Raw genomic sequence first — 15,858 nt, 5'->3', positions numbered from 1 at the left:
ATAATTAGTTGTAAGAGGTTTTTAGAAACCCCGATTATTCTCGCTTTATAATGGCTTTGTAAGCCGCATCCTGGATCCTTGTTCGGATATTTTCCTCAATCAGTGTCTTATTATACTGATAAGGATGGACTCTGTTGGACAGAAAAACATAAACCAACCCGTTACCGGGGTCTGCCCAGACTAGGGTTCCTGTAAATCCACTATGACCGAATGACGACGGAGAGGCATACTCTGAAGCAGGACTTGCTTTTGCAGTATCAGGTTCGGGTTTATCAAATCCCAAACCCCGGCGATTGTTTTCACTATGACAACTGGTAAAATATTCTATCGTACTTTCATTTAAATACCGCATGCCTCCATAGGTTCCTTTATTCAGGTACATCTGCATCATTTTGGCCATATCCACCGCATTGGAGAACAACCCGGCGTGACCCGCAACCCCTCCCATCATTGCGGCACCTGGATCGTGAACCCAGCCATGAATCAATTGTTTCCGAAATGCTTTGTCCATTTCGGTTGGAACAATCTCTTCGGCGGGAAACTTCCCGGCAGGCAGAAAAGACGTCCGTTGCATCCCCAGGGGCTGATAAAAAACCGAGTCCATAAATACATCCATTGACTTTCCTGTTAGCCGGGGAACCATCTGCCCCAGGAAGAAAAATCCCAAATCGCTGTACAAATAACGATGCCGGGTTCTCATTGGAGATTCAATCACCTGAAGGGTTATGGAATCCAGAAAATGTTTGTTCATAAAAAAGTTTCTGGCCACCTGGATGCTAAATTCGTCATTATCTGATTTTTGAAACACATCTTTTCTATAACGCACCGTACGATTCATATATATATAGTCGTCCAGTTTTATATTATACAACCAGGAATAACGCCTTCCAAAAAGACTTCCATTCAATTGGTCACGGTCTATAGCATTCTGATAAAAAGGGATATAGGAAGACAACCCACCCTCGTGCAACAAGAGTTCTTCCAGGGTTATTCCTGCTTTATCGGTGGTATCCGCTTCCGGAAAAAACATCCCCAGTGAATCATCCATCGCCCAAAAATCTTTTTCATAGAGTTTCATTAACGAAGGAATAGTGGCTGTAATCTTTGTAACCGATGCCAAATCATAGAGATGTTGAAATTTTACTTCCCTTTTTTTATCGTAGGTATGATACCCGTAATTCCGATTCCACACCACCACCCCATCCCGTGCAATTAGCACCTGGCCGCCGGGGGTAGCTTCTGCTTGTATTGCCTCAAACATAATGGAATCAATAACAGTAAGTGAATCGCTACTCATAGCAACTTCTTCTGGAATTCCGAATTTCAGTCGCGTGGGAGATATATATCGTGAGTCCTGCCTGATAGCGGTAAACCAATCTTCACAAGGCTTTACATAACCAATTTGCAGGCCCCCGGCAACAGCCTGTGCCAGAAGATTCCAAACCAAAGGATAGTCAGAGGTCCCTGTATATAAAGCATCCAGGTCATCCGGGATTGAATGAAACTCAAAATAGTTTCCGGAATTTGCCATTATCATTGCAATTCGGGCATCCGGATAGTTATTATGAATATCCAAAAGTCGCTCCTCTATAGCCGCTTCGCTAATTTTTTGACCATCAACAAGCCAAAAAACATAGTTTACCCCCTTTTCCCCATAGTCCTCTACTGAAACGTGATGGTTGAGCATGCTTTTAAAAGAAAAGGTAGCCTCTTCCGACACACCAGATAAAATCCCTGCCTTCACTTTAGCTAAATCTGGTGGTAAAAACCCACCATCCCTTTTACGAAAAAGCCTTATTCCCTGCTCAAAAGATTGCCTCCGGGCCAGTTCAGATATATGTTTGGGAACTGAATCTACAGGGGTTAAATCACAGTTCACCTTTCTTAAAATGGCCAATATCTTTTTGCAGCCGGAATTTAAGTCTTCTTCCATCAGCATATTATTCCGATAGGCCCTAACCAGCATTTTATAGTCAGCCAACGGATCTTGTGTTAAAAACAAAATGCCTTCTGATATTCTCTCTTCAAAAGAGACAGGTGAACTGGAAGACACCTCTTCTCCCCAGGAGAAAAAAATGTTTCTCTTCTGAGAATCTGATTTATTCTCCAAAGGCTTATTCTTTTCGAAGAGAAGTTCAGGCATATTTACTGCAGGAATCGGAATGGCTTCTCCTGAATTGCCGGAAAGGACCCATAAAGCAAAACTATATTTGCTGAGTTCCGGAGCCTTCCAGGATAAACCAACTTTCTTGAAAAGATATTCATTGGAGGCAAGAATGAATCTTTCTTTCCGTTGAGAAAGACTTTTCAATAATTCAACTTTTAAAATCTGACGGAATCTATTATCATCCAAGGTACAAATTGCTCTGATGTCGGGAAAAGGGATAGTGGCGACGCTTTCCTCAAATCCATTGATAACATTTAATACATGATTGGAGACAATAAATGGATCTTTCAAGGAGTTTCTTCTCTCATTAAAATTTGGCTCATACTTCCCTCCTATAGGCAACAAAATCAACGCCACTTTTTCTTCAATCGAAAGACTGTCAACCGAAGTTGTGCGCAATCTTTGAGCAAGTGAAAAATCGACAGAATCCTGCGCTTCTAACCGGCTGGTCACCGAACAAAACAACAAGAAAAATATTATAATGTGAAGTATCTTAATATTCATTCTACAATGCCAATTTAAAGGCCCATTTAACATTGTTAACCCAAACTTCCTGAGTTTGGAAGAGATACTCAAAAGAACAAAAAAAAGAACGTTTCAGCAATCCTTACTTTAAAAAAGAAACTTCAGATATTTTTTTTGAAATATTAAGGGATATTAAAAAATAAAGTGTTATTTTGACAAACCAAAGGCAAAGGTATCAAATCTATTTTAAGTTAAATATATTATGTCGGATTCGAATTTAAGTGATGCACTAAACCAGGACTGGGGTGACAAAGTCATATTGGTGGTGGAAGATGTTGACACCAACAAAATTTTCTTTGATGCTGCCCTGCGACGAACCAGTGCAAAAATTCTTTGGGCCAAAGATGGACAACAAGCGATTGATTTGTTCAAAGACAACCAGGTTGACCTGGTTTTAATGGATTTGCAGCTACCGGTAATGGATGGTTATACTGCTACCCGTGAAATTAAAAAAATCAATCCGGATATTCCGATTATTGCACAAACAGCCCATGTGATGTCCGGTGAAAGAGAAAAATGTATGGAAGCGGGATGTGATGATTATCTTGCCAAGCCCATTAGATTACAGATCCTGATTGAAACATTATCTAAATTTTTAAACAGCTAACAAACTTATTTTCAAATAATAGAAAGCGGATTTCCACCTAAGGAATCCGCTTTCTTGTTTTATAATTTCGAGCCACTGGCGAAAGTCATGCAGTATCAACATGGATAAGTGGAATGTGAACCTCAAAAACCCCGTCAAAATGAATAATATCGATATCCTTTCCGGTAAGGTATTGATATCTTCCTCTAAGGTTTTCCAATCCTAAATTAAGTGAATCCCTGGTATCATTGTGCTCATTTCTGCTGTTTCTCACCACCAGATGCCTTCCTTGCAACTGCACATCTATTTTCATAGGGTTTTCTGCGGAAAAAAGGTTGTGCTTAAATGCATTTTCCATCAGCAGTTGAATCGAAAGTGGAACAATCTGAAAGGCTTGCGAAGCATCTGAAGGAAGACTAAATTGAAAAGATTTTCCAAACCGCATTTCTTGCAAATAAAGATACCTGGAAGCCAATTTTAATTCCCTGTCCAGGGAAACCAGGTCCTTATCCTGAAGTTCCAGAACATCGCGATACATACTGGCGAGTTGCGAAAGAAAATGTTTAGCATTTTCAGGGTTGCTATCAACCAGCGAAGTGGCAACATTGAGGCTGTTGAAAAGGAAATGAGGACTCACCTGACTTTTGAGTACATCATATTTAGCAGCCAGGGCTTCCCTTTTAAGCATCTCCTGTTGTTTAATCTGCTCTTTCCAATCCAGAAAAAACGAGCGGGCATAAAACCACATCGAAATAAAATAGAGAATAACAAACTCGGTAACCCAGATGCCTGGAAGTTGGCTAAGAAAATCCCCAAACGGCATTCCCTTTGCTACCGTAAACCAAAGCCAGTTTGTAAAAAAGATAATCAGACCGGAATAAAAAGTTGTGACCCCAAAAGAAATAAGAACAGCCCGCAACGGGTTATCTATCCAGGAGATATATGGTTTGATGGCCAAATCGTAAAGAAATTTATTAAAAAACAGGCCCAATCCCAACATCAATGAATACCCCATATTTTGAAGTATTAAAACAGGCTGAGTCATACAGTAGGGGCAATTTACCCACTGAAAAAAAGTTCCAATTGCCATGGAAATAATTCCATAAAATAAAATTTCAAATACAATACTTTTTCTGCTGCTCATTTTCAATTTCTTGAGGAAAACTACTCTTTGTACGGTGTTATATTATTCTGACATAGAGGCAAGTTGAGAGGTAGTTAGTTCTTCTCCCCAACCGGGCCAAAGGGCATTACTGGGTTCAAAGGTATCAAATAATTCTGCAGCCTTTTCATAAACAGGCTTTGCTTTCACGGCCCCACCACCAAACATTGATGGGGTATAGAAAATATTCTGAGCTTTGCAAAGCCAGAGACGCGGATTCTCCGGATTCAGTTTTTCAGCTTTTTCGAGTGCCTCATTCGAAAGAGCTGAGTATTTCATCCCACGCATAGGATTCGTAATACGCATGGAATGAATCAATCCCTGAAGTACGTAGTTTTCCGATTCGTCAGGATTCAACTCAATGGCTTTGTCAAGCATGGGTTGGGCCTTATCGAGATAACTGTCAATTGCATCGCCATCATCAAGAAGATAGGTGATACTGACATACGAATAAGCGGCATAATAATAAGGCAACCAATTATCTTTTTCAGCCTGGCCGATTCTGTAAAATTTTCCGGCAATATTTTCCAGTTTTTGCGCATTCTGAGAGTGATACATCTCTGTGATGGTCTGTTTCATTGTTGATTCAAAATCTTCAGAAAAAGAAGAATACGAAATCATCGAAACCATAATTAAAATAACAAGTGTCTTCATAATTATAAGTTTTAGATTATTGAATAAAAGGCAGATAGAACTATGAATAAAAAGTATTAATAAGGCAAAGGAGGCTGGACACAACAATCTGTTAATAAAATCTTTGTGTTATAGCATCTCTGGAGTTAGGCTTTTTCTAACAAACTGTTGAAACCGAACCCACTAATTAATAGAGATAAACACTCCCAGAAACATAAACTGCTCCACATCAGGCCTTAGGGTAATCAGGGATGCATTTCCATCATCGCCCGACAAGGCAACTCTTCGGTAGCCCAGTATATTTTTACGTCCCAGAACGTTTGACATACTGAAGTGTACAATGGTAAATTGTCCGAAAAGACTGGTCAGGTAGCTTAAATTCGCACCCAAATCGCTGTAATTGGGAGAGGTGTGTCCCATAAACTCATCATCTCCGGGTATATGATAAGGGCGCCCCGAATTCCACATCCAGGTAAGGCCAATCTGCGACCGTATGGGAGAAACAAAATGCTTGGCCACAAAACTAAATGTATGAGGTGAGATAAATTCCGGAGTTACCTTCTCGGTATAGTCCAAAAATTTCCGCTCGGAATTGATAAATGAGTAAGAAACCCAGAAATCAGTATTTTTGATCAGCGTTTTGTCGCGATAGAAAAAGTCAACACCTTTGGCATATCCGTTTCCACTGTTCTCAAAAGGAACAAACTCTCCAAAATCATTGTATTCGCCAGTAATAAGTTTCGAATAATCTTTATAATATGCTTCTACACGGAAAAGCCTTGTGGCGAGACTTCCGGATTGTAACCCAAGAATAAAATGCTCCGCTTTTTGCATGTTGATATTCCGGTTGTACTTCAGGAAATCACTCTGAGCACTCTGAAAAAAATGTCCCCAGGCCATTGACAGTGTAGTGTTTTCACCAGTGGAAATTGCCATAGCAACTCGTGGTGAGAATAATTGTTCATCTGATTGTGAGGAGTGTTCAAACCGCAGGCCCGGGCGAAAAGCAATTCTGGAGTTGAGCCGCCATTCAGCTTCGGCAAACCCGGAAAGCAAATCGTCCGAGAAATTGGTATTTATTAAAAACCCGCTTTCTGTCTGGCGATATGTTTGATCAAAAAGAGTCTTTTGCCAGGCTCCTCCATAAGTGATTTTAAACCCATTCTCCAGTTGGGAAATCAGTTTGACTTTCCCTTCAGTCACCCGTTCCGCAGTCTGCTGATTATGGATCCCGGCCTGAAAATCCTGGTCATCGTAAGTGTAGGAGACTCCTAACTTCATTAACGTTTTGTCTGTAAGCGAGTGGTGATAGGTACTGTTAACATAGACATTTCCTCCGGTCTCATCAATGGTCAGTATGTCTCCCGAGCCATCAGGCACTTTGAAAGATTGGCCTCCATAGTCGCCTGATGCAAACAATTTGAACAACCCACCTTTCTCTCCTTTTTGGCGGTAATTAATATTTGCATTGAATGCCTCCACATCCTCCTCCCAATCTATATGATTTTTTACCAACGAATTGTAAGGACTAAAATTGAAATAGCCCCCTGTTGCTGAGAATGAGCGGTTACTCCCTACCCAAGTCCGGGCCAGTTCTCCCCCAATGCTCATCAGTGAAAGACTGGTCAGTTCTTCAACAGCAACATCCTGTGATTCCAATATCAAAACGGAAGAAAGAGCTTGCCCAAACTCTGCAGAATAGCCTCCGGTGCTGAAAAATGTGCCTTCGAACAAGGAGGGAGAGAACCTTCCACGAGTAGGTAAATCTGGTATTTTGGAATAATAGGGTTTTGCAGCCAGTACGCCATCCATCAAAACACGGGTTTCGGAGGCATCCCCCCCTCTTACCAGTAATCGCCCATCATCAGGAGATACCTGAGTACCAGGGAGTGTTTTAAGCGCAGTTCCTATATCGCCCAACGAACCGGCAGTGGTATATATATCCATCGGGTCCATCACCGCAGCTCTTTTTTTATCGCCCGCTTCAAAACTTCCGGCGGTAATTGTGACGGCATTTAAATTGGTAATACTTTCTTTCAGTTCAATATCAAGAGTGATATTTTCGGTGGGCAATACCGTTTTCTCAATGCTTTGATACCCTACAAAGCTAAAAACCAGAATAAAATCACTGTCACTTTGAACCGAAAGTTCATAACAGCCATCGGGGCCGGTAATGGTACCATCATAACTGTCCTTTACATAGACATTAACACTGGGCAGCGGTTCACCCGTTCTTTTATCGGCCACACACCCCTTCACAAGCGTCTGAGCCAAAACAGATTGATACACAAACAACAGCGGAACTATCAATATCAAAAATTTCAGGTTGGTTTTCATTGTGCAATGGTTTGTTGGTTGAACTTTACATTGCAAAATTGAATAGTATTGAAGCCTTTGGCAAGATAAAAAGGATGAGCTGGTGTTTGAATACGATAAACAGGGATAATTCCTGACAAACCGGAAGACCTAAAGTTTTAAAAATCTCGTTTATTCTCGTTTGTTTCGGCAAAAAAGTCCATTTTTGTATGTTTAATAATCTGGAAATGTGCCCCGGGTTTAAATCTGGTTTATTCAAAAAACTCATCGGGATCAGGCACCCGAAGTAAATTTTAAATCGGAATGTAAACGAATGAAATGGGGGTGGTCAATAATAAAAAAACAACAACAATTTATTTCTTAGGAAACTAAATATACCAATGAAGGATAAAGTAATAATCATCACAGGAGCCTCTTCGGGCATTGGTCTGGCTTGTGCCAGAGATTTTGCAGCACGGGGAGCTAAACTATCCCTTGCAGCCAGGCGTGCAGACAAACTTGCTGAAATTGAGCAAGAACTAAGTGACGCAGGCCATGAAGTGCTGGTTATGCCTACAGATGTCAGCAAAGAAAAGGATTGCAAAATATTGATTGATGAAACGGTTCAGCGGTATGGAAAAATTGACATTCTGGTAAACAATGCAGGAATATCCATGCGAGCTCTTTTTAAGGATTTAGACCTTTCAGTTTTAAAGCAGCTTATGGATGTCAATTTCTGGGGAACCGTATATTGCACCAAATATGCTCTCCCCTATTTGTTGGAAACCAAAGGTTCGGTGGTTGGCGTTTCATCCATTGCTGGCTTTATCGGATTGCCCGGAAGAACAGGCTATTCGGCGTCCAAGTTTGCCATGCACGGATTTTTGCAAACCCTGCGCACCGAAAATCTGAAAACAGGGCTTCATGTGCTTATCGCGGCTCCGGGATTTACCGCATCCAACGTACGTAAAGCGGCCCTAACAGCCAATGGAACCAACCAGGGAGAAACGCCTCGTGCCGAAGATAAAATGATGAGTGCTGAAGAAGTGGCCCGTCATCTGGCCAAAGCCATTATCAAGAGAAAGCGGACACTTATTCTGACCTTTAAAGAAGGCAAACTGACTGTTTTTCTTAGTAAATGGTGGCCGTCTTTGATAGAAAAACTATCTTACAGCCACATGGCCAAAGAACCCGATTCACCTTTTAAATAACTATCATGCTCAAACATACTACCAAAGTCCGTGTACGTTACGGGGAAACCGACCAGATGGGTATTGTCAATAATGCTGTTTACCCCTCCTATTTTGAAGTAGGCCGTACAGAGATGTTTCGCGACCTGGGTGTGCCCTACAGCAAAATTGAAGAGGAAGGTATTCTGCTTCCCCTATCCGAATTGCATGTGAAATACCATCATCCGGCGGTTTACGACGAAGAAATAACCATCGAAACCTTTATTGAGGAGTATCCCACCTCCCGCATTCGTTTCAAGTACAATATTTACAATGAAAAGGAAAAACTACTGGTCTCGGGCGAAACGGTTCTGGCTTTTCTCAATGCAGAAACCCGCAGGCCTACAAGAATTCCCAATTATCTGGCAGATCTAGTCGGGCCTTATTTTTAGGATTAATAGCATTTACGGGTGTTTTCTACATTGACCTGCAACGAAACACAAGAGATTAAGATGCTAACTATTAGAAAATTAAAAGAAAAACTACAAACACCTACATGAGCAATAATACATTTTCATTTTTCGTTGAACAATTTGCCGATTTACGAATCCTCAGATACCCGGTTTCAGGATTTGAGGATTTGACGCTAAAACAAAAAGAACTCATTTATTACCTTTCGCAGGCTGCTGTTGAAGGACGTGATATTTTGTTTGACCAGAATTACAAGCACAATTTAACCATCAGAAGAACACTGGAGGCTGTATATGAAAGTTATCGTGGTGACAGGTCGGGAAATGAGTTCATGGCTCTGGAAATATACCTGAAAAGAGTTTGGTTTTCGAACGGGATTCATCATCACTACTCAACGGCCAAGATGGAGCCCGGATTTAGTAATGATTTTTTCAGGCAAATAGTGGAAAACACTGATGAAAAACAACTTCCACTGAAGTCCAATGAATCAAAGAATGATTTATTAAACCGACTGATTCCAATCCTTTTTGATCCTGAAATTGATGCCAGGCGTGTAAATCAGAACGAGAATGAAGATTTACTACTTACTTCAGCAAATTATTATTACGAAGGAGTATCGCAACAGGAGGCTGAGGAGTATTATGCATCAAAAAAGAACCCTGAGGATAATGCACCTGTTTCACATGGCATGAACTCACTTCTGACAAAAGAAAATGGTCAGATGGTTGAAAAAACATGGAAGATTGGGGGTCTCTATTCTGCTGCAATAGAAAAAATAGTTTTCTGGCTGGAGAAAGCACTCATCGTTGCTGAAAACAACCGACAAAAAAAGGTCATTTCCCTTCTGATAGATTTTTACACAACAGGCAACCTTCGCACCTTCGACGAATACAACATTGAATGGCTGCAGGATCAGGAATCGCAGGTGGATTTCATCAACGGTTTTATTGAAACCTATGGAGACCCGCTGGGATTAAAAGCCAGCTGGGAAAGTGTGGTTAATTTCAAAAATATGGAAGCCACCCAACGCACGGAAATCATCAGTAAAAATGCCCAATGGTTTGAAGACCACTCTCCCACCGACCCGCGATTTAAGAAAAAGCAAGTGCGCGGAGTTTCGGCTAAAGTCATCAATGTGGCTATGCTGGGTGGCGATTGCTATCCCCACACGCCCATAGGCATCAACCTGCCCAATGCCGACTGGATTCGAAAAGAGTACGGTTCCAAATCGGTGACCATCGAGAATATCACTTATGCCTACGACCAGGCAGCCAAAGGAACCGGTTTTTTGGAGGAATTCTGCTATTCGGAGGAGGAAGTTGAAAGACATAAAAAATACGGCTTTCAGGCAACCAACCTGCATATCGATTTGCATGAGTGCCTTGGGCATGGCTCCGGCCAGTTGCTCGAAGGTATCAACGGAGATGAACTGAAAGCGTATGGTGCCGTAATTGAAGAAACCCGCGCCGACCTTTTTTCCCTTTATTATATGGGTGATAAAAAGCTTATTGAACTGGGCCTCCTCCCCGACGAAGAAGCATTCAAAGCCGAATACGACAATTACATTCGCAATGGTCTCCTGACTCAGATCACCCGCATTTCGTTGGGCGACAGCATAGAACAGGCCCACATGCGCAACCGCCAGTTGATTGCTTCCCGGGCATTTGAGAAAGGTAAAGCCGATAATGTCATCGAAAAAGTATCGAAAAATGGCAAAACCTATTTTATCATTAACGATTATCAGGCTTTACGAAAACTTTTTGCACAATTGCTCGCCGAAATTCAGCGGGTTAAATCTGAAGGAGATTTCGACACAGCCAAAAATTTGGTAGAAGCCTATGGCGTTAAGATAGACCGGGAGATACATGCAGAAGTTCTGGAGAGATACAAAAAGCTGAATCTGGCTCCATACAGTGGCTTTATCAATCCGGTTTACCGGGTTGAAAAGGATGAGAAGGGAAATATTGTGAATATCCACCCCGATTACACAGAAGGATACGCCGAACAGATGATGCGGTATAGCCGGGAACATTCATGGCTTCCTAATTAGTGTTTGTCTATAAAGTCCAACTTCTGCGTTGTTGCTCAAAATCTAAATCCTCATCCCGATTGTGCTTTTTGTTGGTTTTTTGTTCAAAAAACCTTACAAAAGCTACTTCGGGACTGCGGTTTAGATTTTTCACACGCCTTGAATTTGAACTTTCTAGTTAAAACACTTGAAAAACGCTTAGTTTATGGACAGAGACTAATTAGTCTTTAAAAGAAAATGCCAACTACTTCGTTGTGCTTACCCTAAATAGATATTTTTGTTTAAATTTGTATTCATAAACTGTTAGGGGTGCTCCGTATGGGGCTGAGAACAAACCCTTTCACCTGATATGTATAATTACAGCGTAGGGAAACAGGAACTCAGGGACCATTATTTTTCTCGAAAGATACACTCCATTGAATGCTGTTTTGCCTCTGCAGAACAGCTTTTTTTATGCTGTTTCCCGGTTAAACCGATTAAAAAAAAACTATGATTACAGCAAAGAGTGTCAGCGAAAACCTGCAAAAACTGAGAGACCAGGCTCCTTTGGTTCACAACATTACCAACTATGTGGTGATGAACAATACTGCCAATGCCCTCCTGTCGATAGGGGCCAGCCCGGTAATGGCCCATGCCCCTGAAGAAATGGAAGCCATGGCTGGCATTGCTTCCGCGTTGGTTATCAACATCGGGACTTTGAGCAAAGAATGGATTGAAGGCATGTTGATCGCCGGAAAAACAGCACAAAAAAGAGGAATCCCCGTAATTCTTGACCCTGTTGGTGCCGGAGCCACTGATTTTCGCACCCAAACTTGTCATAAAATCATAGCGGAGTGCCGACCCACCATTATTCGAGGAAATGCCTCGGAAATCATGGCTCTCATCAGCAGTGATGTTAAAACCAAAGGGGTGGACAGTACCGAGTCGTCGGAAAAAGCAGTTGAACTTGCCAAAACTCTGGCCAAAGAATCCGGAGCAGTTGTAAGTATCAGCGGACCCACCGATTTTATTACCGATGGAGCTAAAGTTCTTTCCATCAAAAATGATATTCCTCTGATGCCTAAAGTAACAGGAATGGGATGTACAGCCACCACATTAACGGGGGCTGTTGCTGCTGTTTGCCCGACCTCCCTCGAAGCCGCCGCTACGGCAATGGCCATCATGGCGGTAGCCGGAGAAATGACCCTGCCACTGGCTAAAGGGCCGGGAACATTTCAATCACATTTTCTTGATTCTCTTTATTCTATGAACGAGAATGATATTGTGAAACACTTAAAATTATGAGAAAACCTTTTAAGTTGGATCTCTATCTGGTTACCGACCGGGACCTTTCGTTGGGCCGTCCGCTACGGGAAATTGTGGAAAAAGCGGTAAAAGGCGGAGTAACCATGGTACAATTGAGGGAAAAGAGTGCTTCTACCCGCGATTTCATTCAGGAAGCACTTGAAATAAAGTCTTTTCTCCGGCATCATGGCATTCCATTGGTTATCAACGATCGTGTAGATGTGGCTCTGGCAATTGATGCAGACGGAGTACACCTGGGACAAAGTGATATGCACTGGGAGATGGCCCGTCGACTATTGGGACCCGACAAAATCATCGGATTATCCATCGAAAAAGAGAAACAACTGAAGGAGGCCAATGAAGCTGACATTGATTACATAGGCATCAGTCCTGTGTTTACCACTCCTACCAAGAAAGAACTTGAAAAGGGATTAGGTTTAAAAGGAACATCTGAAATTGCACACAATTCCAAACACCTATCTGTTGCCATTGGTGGTATTAATCTATCCAATGTAACGGATGTACTTCGGACAGGGACAAATGGGGTTTCTGTGGTATCAGCAATTTGTTCCGCAGAAGATGCTGAAGCTGCTGCAAGGGCGTTAGCTGAAGTCATCAAACAAGTAAAACAAGAATCCAGATTATGAAGCAATACAACACCGTACTGACCATCGCAGGAAGTGACAGTGGCGGAGGGGCCGGAATTCAGGCCGACCTGAAAACTTTTTCGGCATGCGGGTGCTACGGGATGTCGGTAATCACAGCCATCACTGCCCAAAACACACAAGGAGTTTTTGATATTTCTCCGGTCCCGTTGTCAACCATTGAAAAGCAAATAGATGCGGTAATGAAAGATATTGGTGCTCAGGCAGTAAAAGTGGGCATGCTCCACTCCTCTGAGGTCATTGAATTAGTTGCCAAAAAAGTTCAGCAATACCAAATCAAAAACCTGGTGATTGACCCGGTAATGGTAGCTACTTCTGGTGACAAATTACTTCAGGATGAAGCCATACAGGCACTACAGGAAATTTTATTGCCATTGGCAAGGATAATAACCCCTAATATTCCCGAAGCCGAAATTCTTCTAAGGCAAAGGCTCACAACCCAATCCGAACTCCCTGAGGCTGCTGCCCGATTATCCTTAAACGATACCGTTTCGGTACTGTTGAAAGCCGGGCATTTGAGTGATGAAAAACTGGTGGATGTTTTCTATAATGCAGAAAGTAAAAATCAAATTTTTCTGGAGTCTCAACGCATCTCGACTCTGAATACGCATGGCACCGGTTGCACACTGTCCTCAGCCATTGCTTCATTTCTAGCGTTGGATAAACCTCTGGAACAGGCTGTTGGCAAAGGAAAAGATTACATCAGTAGTGCCATACAAGCCGGTAAAGACTTCAAATTAGGTCAGGGACACGGCCCCGTTCATCATTTTTATAATTTGTGGAGAAATTTATGACTCAGAATTTTATCCCTGACTGCCTCCCTGCCGGACCATTCACCCGCAAATTATGGTCTGATACGGAGTGTGTTATAGCGGAAATCATCAATCACCCATTTTGTACTCAACTGGCAGAGGGAACGCTATCAAAAAAATCATTTCGTCACTATCTGGGGCAGGATATTCTTTACATTGAAAAAGATGCACGGGCATTTGCCATCACTGCCGGTCGCTCAGATTCCAATGAAGATTTTGACTTTTTTCTGAGCATGGCCAGAGACGGACTGGAAATAGAGCGCTTTCTTCATAGTGAATTGCTTCCATTTTTTGATGTTAAAAGGCCCGCGAAAATGTCGAATATTTGCAGCCAATACACCTCTTTCTTGCTGAATACAGCATTCAATGCATCTTATCCTGAAGCAGTGGCTGCATTGTTACCTTGTTTTTGGGTTTACCGGGAAACCGGTTTGAAAATCAGGGAAAGAGCCATTGAAGATAATCCCTATCAGAAATGGATGGATACATATGCCGGCGAGATTTATGGCAGGTATGTACAACAGTTTATTCTGATTGCCGAAAAATTAATGGAACACGCATCTCCTCTTCAATTAGATGCAATGCGAGACTCTTTCAGGCAAAGTTGTGAATATGAAAAGGCCTTTTTTTCTGAAGCTTTTAATTTTTAAACGACTTTTGGTCCGCAGAAATTTTGTTTAGCCCATTTGATTGCCTTGCTTCTCTCGCAGTGAGCTCCCCTCGTATTTCGAATAAATTTCATTTCGAACACAGTGAAGCAATCTCAATCTTTTAAACCTACACCAATGTTTTTAAATTTTAAAGATTTCTGGACGACCAACTAAAAATTCCCTATTTTTACATGAATTAATTCAACTCAAAAAAAAAACAATTAACTATGAAGAAATTATTCTTTGCACTTTTCATGAGTTTTTCTGTGATGGCTGGTGCCCAGTCGAACACAGACACCATTACCGGTTTTCTGGATGGCATAATTAACTTTCAGGAAGTGGAGGTCAACGACCACAATCCTATCATTTCTATTGGTGAACTGGCGGCACAACAAGCCGATGAAACAATCACGCTAACCGGAGAAAATGTGAGTGAAACCTTTACTAAAGCAATGGATTACACCCATGCACTTATGGTTGTTGGCATCCACACCGTTGTATTGGTGACCAGCTGGGAAGATTGTGCACAATCGGGAGCGTGGGACGCATGTATGCCCATGGGAGAAGGTTTTGTTAAACGTGATGCACTCGAAAAAGAGAGTGGCTATATCAACAATATTATTGGTATTCCCGACAATCAGGAACGAAAAGTTTACCTGTTTAAATAACAATACTCCGTTAAACTTTCGTAACAGCCTGGCAGGCAATTGTTTGAAACAATAACACTCAAGGTGTTAAATAGTTGTTTTTCAATATGATACAATCCGTCTTACATCTAATATCTGAAAATCTAACGGTCTATTGAATAAGAAACCTGTTTAAATAAAAAAGCTGAAACACCCGTAGTGGTATTTCAGCTTTTTTTATTTTAATATCTCGTGAGTTTGCTCCGCCAGATGCATTGTTTCGTGTCAAGCATTAAATACAGACTACCACTTGCAAATATATAACAGCCAGGGCAACGGAAGCAGTAAAAGTATCGCCAATGCCATTCATATTCTTTTGGTCGATAGTGTTTGTTAACATACTGTTGTCCTCCTCCTGGGCTGTAACCGATACATCGGGGATGCATAGGATTGTACTCCCCCCATTCCAAACAAGGAATTTTTGAGGTTTAATACCTAACCACTTTAATTCCAGTATCTTCTCCCCAATAGCATCCAAAAAAAGCTCCATTTTTCAAAGTCTCCCTTGGGAGGATTTAAGAGGCTCATTAGGGGATTTAGGGGGCTCCTGTGAACTTTGGTTTTACGAAGCCTCAAATCTAAGTTCTTCCTGAGTAGTTATCTTTTCACAATAATGACACCTCAAAGCAACATCTTTCTTGTTGATTACTTTAAAATGAGTGGTCACCGCTTCATTATTGGTCACACACTTGGGGTTAAAGCATTTAACAATACCCACGATGGT

16 protein-coding genes and 1 riboswitch are annotated in these 15,858 nt (G+C 41.7%); of the genes, 9 read left to right on the top strand and 7 right to left on the bottom strand.

Annotated features, from left to right (window positions below):
• Nucleotides 1–34 precede the first annotated feature (34 nt).
• A complete protein-coding gene (locus QZZ43_RS08755; RefSeq protein ID WP_291857980.1) occupies nt 35–2,671 on the bottom strand; it encodes a serine hydrolase in 2,637 nt (878 codons plus the stop codon).
• A 223-nt stretch (nt 2,672–2,894) separates the two neighbouring features.
• Between QZZ43_RS08755 and QZZ43_RS08750 the strand changes: the two genes are divergently transcribed.
• Nucleotides 2,895–3,299: a response regulator gene (locus QZZ43_RS08750; protein ID WP_291857979.1), complete on the top strand. Its 405-nt coding sequence runs from the start codon at nt 2,895–2,897 to the stop codon at nt 3,297–3,299.
• Nucleotides 3,300–3,384: 85 nt separating this feature from the next.
• Here the strand turns inward: QZZ43_RS08750 and QZZ43_RS08745 are convergent, their stop codons facing one another.
• The 3 genes from QZZ43_RS08745 to QZZ43_RS08735 form a co-directional block, all read right to left on the bottom strand.
• Nucleotides 3,385–4,422, bottom strand: a complete 1,038-nt coding sequence (locus QZZ43_RS08745; RefSeq protein ID WP_291857978.1) for a sensor histidine kinase — start codon at nt 4,420–4,422, stop codon at nt 3,385–3,387.
• A 42-nt stretch (nt 4,423–4,464) separates the two neighbouring features.
• Complete coding sequence (locus tag QZZ43_RS08740) at nt 4,465–5,094, bottom strand: hypothetical protein (protein WP_291857977.1); 630 nt, start codon at nt 5,092–5,094, stop codon at nt 4,465–4,467.
• 162 nt (nt 5,095–5,256) lie between these two features.
• The gene (locus tag QZZ43_RS08735) at nt 5,257–7,410 is read right to left on the bottom strand and encodes a TonB-dependent receptor (RefSeq protein ID WP_291857976.1); all 2,154 of its coding nucleotides are present in this window, start codon (nt 7,408–7,410) and stop codon (nt 5,257–5,259) included.
• Between the two features lie 359 nt (nt 7,411–7,769).
• Here QZZ43_RS08735 and QZZ43_RS08730 point away from each other — a divergent pair, with 359 nt between their 5' ends.
• The 3 genes from QZZ43_RS08730 (at nt 7,770) to QZZ43_RS08720 (ending at nt 11,058) form a co-directional block, all read left to right on the top strand.
• Nucleotides 7,770–8,579 carry an SDR family oxidoreductase gene (locus QZZ43_RS08730; RefSeq protein ID WP_291857975.1) on the top strand — a complete coding sequence of 270 codons (810 nt, stop codon included), beginning with the start codon at nt 7,770–7,772 and terminating at the stop codon, nt 8,577–8,579.
• 5 nt (nt 8,580–8,584) lie between these two features.
• Nucleotides 8,585–8,989, top strand: coding sequence for a thioesterase family protein (locus tag QZZ43_RS08725; RefSeq protein ID WP_291857974.1), 405 nt, complete (start codon nt 8,585–8,587; stop codon nt 8,987–8,989).
• Between the two features lie 104 nt (nt 8,990–9,093).
• Complete coding sequence (locus QZZ43_RS08720) at nt 9,094–11,058, top strand: dihydrofolate reductase (protein ID WP_291857973.1); 1,965 nt, start codon at nt 9,094–9,096, stop codon at nt 11,056–11,058.
• 7 nt (nt 11,059–11,065) lie between these two features.
• On the opposite strand, the gene QZZ43_RS08715 is transcribed toward QZZ43_RS08720, so the two are convergent.
• Nucleotides 11,066–11,191 carry a hypothetical protein gene (locus QZZ43_RS08715; RefSeq protein WP_258176729.1) on the bottom strand — a complete coding sequence of 42 codons (126 nt, stop codon included), beginning with the start codon at nt 11,189–11,191 and terminating at the stop codon, nt 11,066–11,068.
• A 141-nt stretch (nt 11,192–11,332) separates the two neighbouring features.
• Nucleotides 11,333–11,425, top strand: a riboswitch (TPP riboswitch).
• A 101-nt stretch (nt 11,426–11,526) separates the two neighbouring features.
• Between QZZ43_RS08715 and thiM the strand changes: the two genes are divergently transcribed.
• From thiM to QZZ43_RS08690, 5 genes are all read left to right on the top strand, one after another.
• Nucleotides 11,527–12,321, top strand: coding sequence for a hydroxyethylthiazole kinase (gene thiM, locus QZZ43_RS08710; protein WP_291857972.1), 795 nt, complete (start codon nt 11,527–11,529; stop codon nt 12,319–12,321).
• Nucleotides 12,318–12,968 (top strand): thiamine phosphate synthase, encoded by a 651-nt coding sequence (gene thiE, locus QZZ43_RS08705; protein WP_291857971.1) that lies wholly within the window; start codon nt 12,318–12,320, stop codon nt 12,966–12,968. The genes thiM and thiE overlap by 4 nt, the downstream gene beginning before the upstream one ends.
• Nucleotides 12,965–13,780 (top strand): bifunctional hydroxymethylpyrimidine kinase/phosphomethylpyrimidine kinase, encoded by an 816-nt coding sequence (gene thiD, locus QZZ43_RS08700; protein WP_291857970.1) that lies wholly within the window; start codon nt 12,965–12,967, stop codon nt 13,778–13,780. Before thiE ends, thiD begins: the two co-directional genes overlap by 4 nt.
• Nucleotides 13,777–14,448, top strand: coding sequence for a thiaminase II (gene tenA / locus QZZ43_RS08695; RefSeq protein WP_291857969.1), 672 nt, complete (start codon nt 13,777–13,779; stop codon nt 14,446–14,448). The genes thiD and tenA overlap by 4 nt, the downstream gene beginning before the upstream one ends.
• A gap of 227 nt (nt 14,449–14,675) precedes the next feature.
• Nucleotides 14,676–15,116 (top strand): hypothetical protein, encoded by a 441-nt coding sequence (locus QZZ43_RS08690; protein WP_291857968.1) that lies wholly within the window; start codon nt 14,676–14,678, stop codon nt 15,114–15,116.
• A 250-nt stretch (nt 15,117–15,366) separates the two neighbouring features.
• Here the strand turns inward: QZZ43_RS08690 and QZZ43_RS08685 are convergent, their stop codons facing one another.
• Nucleotides 15,367–15,624, bottom strand: coding sequence for a hypothetical protein (locus tag QZZ43_RS08685; RefSeq protein WP_291857967.1), 258 nt, complete (start codon nt 15,622–15,624; stop codon nt 15,367–15,369).
• A 72-nt stretch (nt 15,625–15,696) separates the two neighbouring features.
• The gene (locus tag QZZ43_RS08680; RefSeq protein WP_291857981.1) at nt 15,697–15,852 is read right to left on the bottom strand and encodes a hypothetical protein; all 156 of its coding nucleotides are present in this window, start codon (nt 15,850–15,852) and stop codon (nt 15,697–15,699) included.
• Nucleotides 15,853–15,858: the final 6 nt, after the last annotated feature.

Source organism: Marinilabilia sp., from assembly GCF_016278715.1.
Lineage (GTDB): Bacteria > Bacteroidota > Bacteroidia > Bacteroidales > Marinilabiliaceae > Marinilabilia.
The sequence above is the reverse complement of the archived record's forward strand: the minus strand, read 5'-3'. Positions and strand labels throughout refer to the sequence as shown.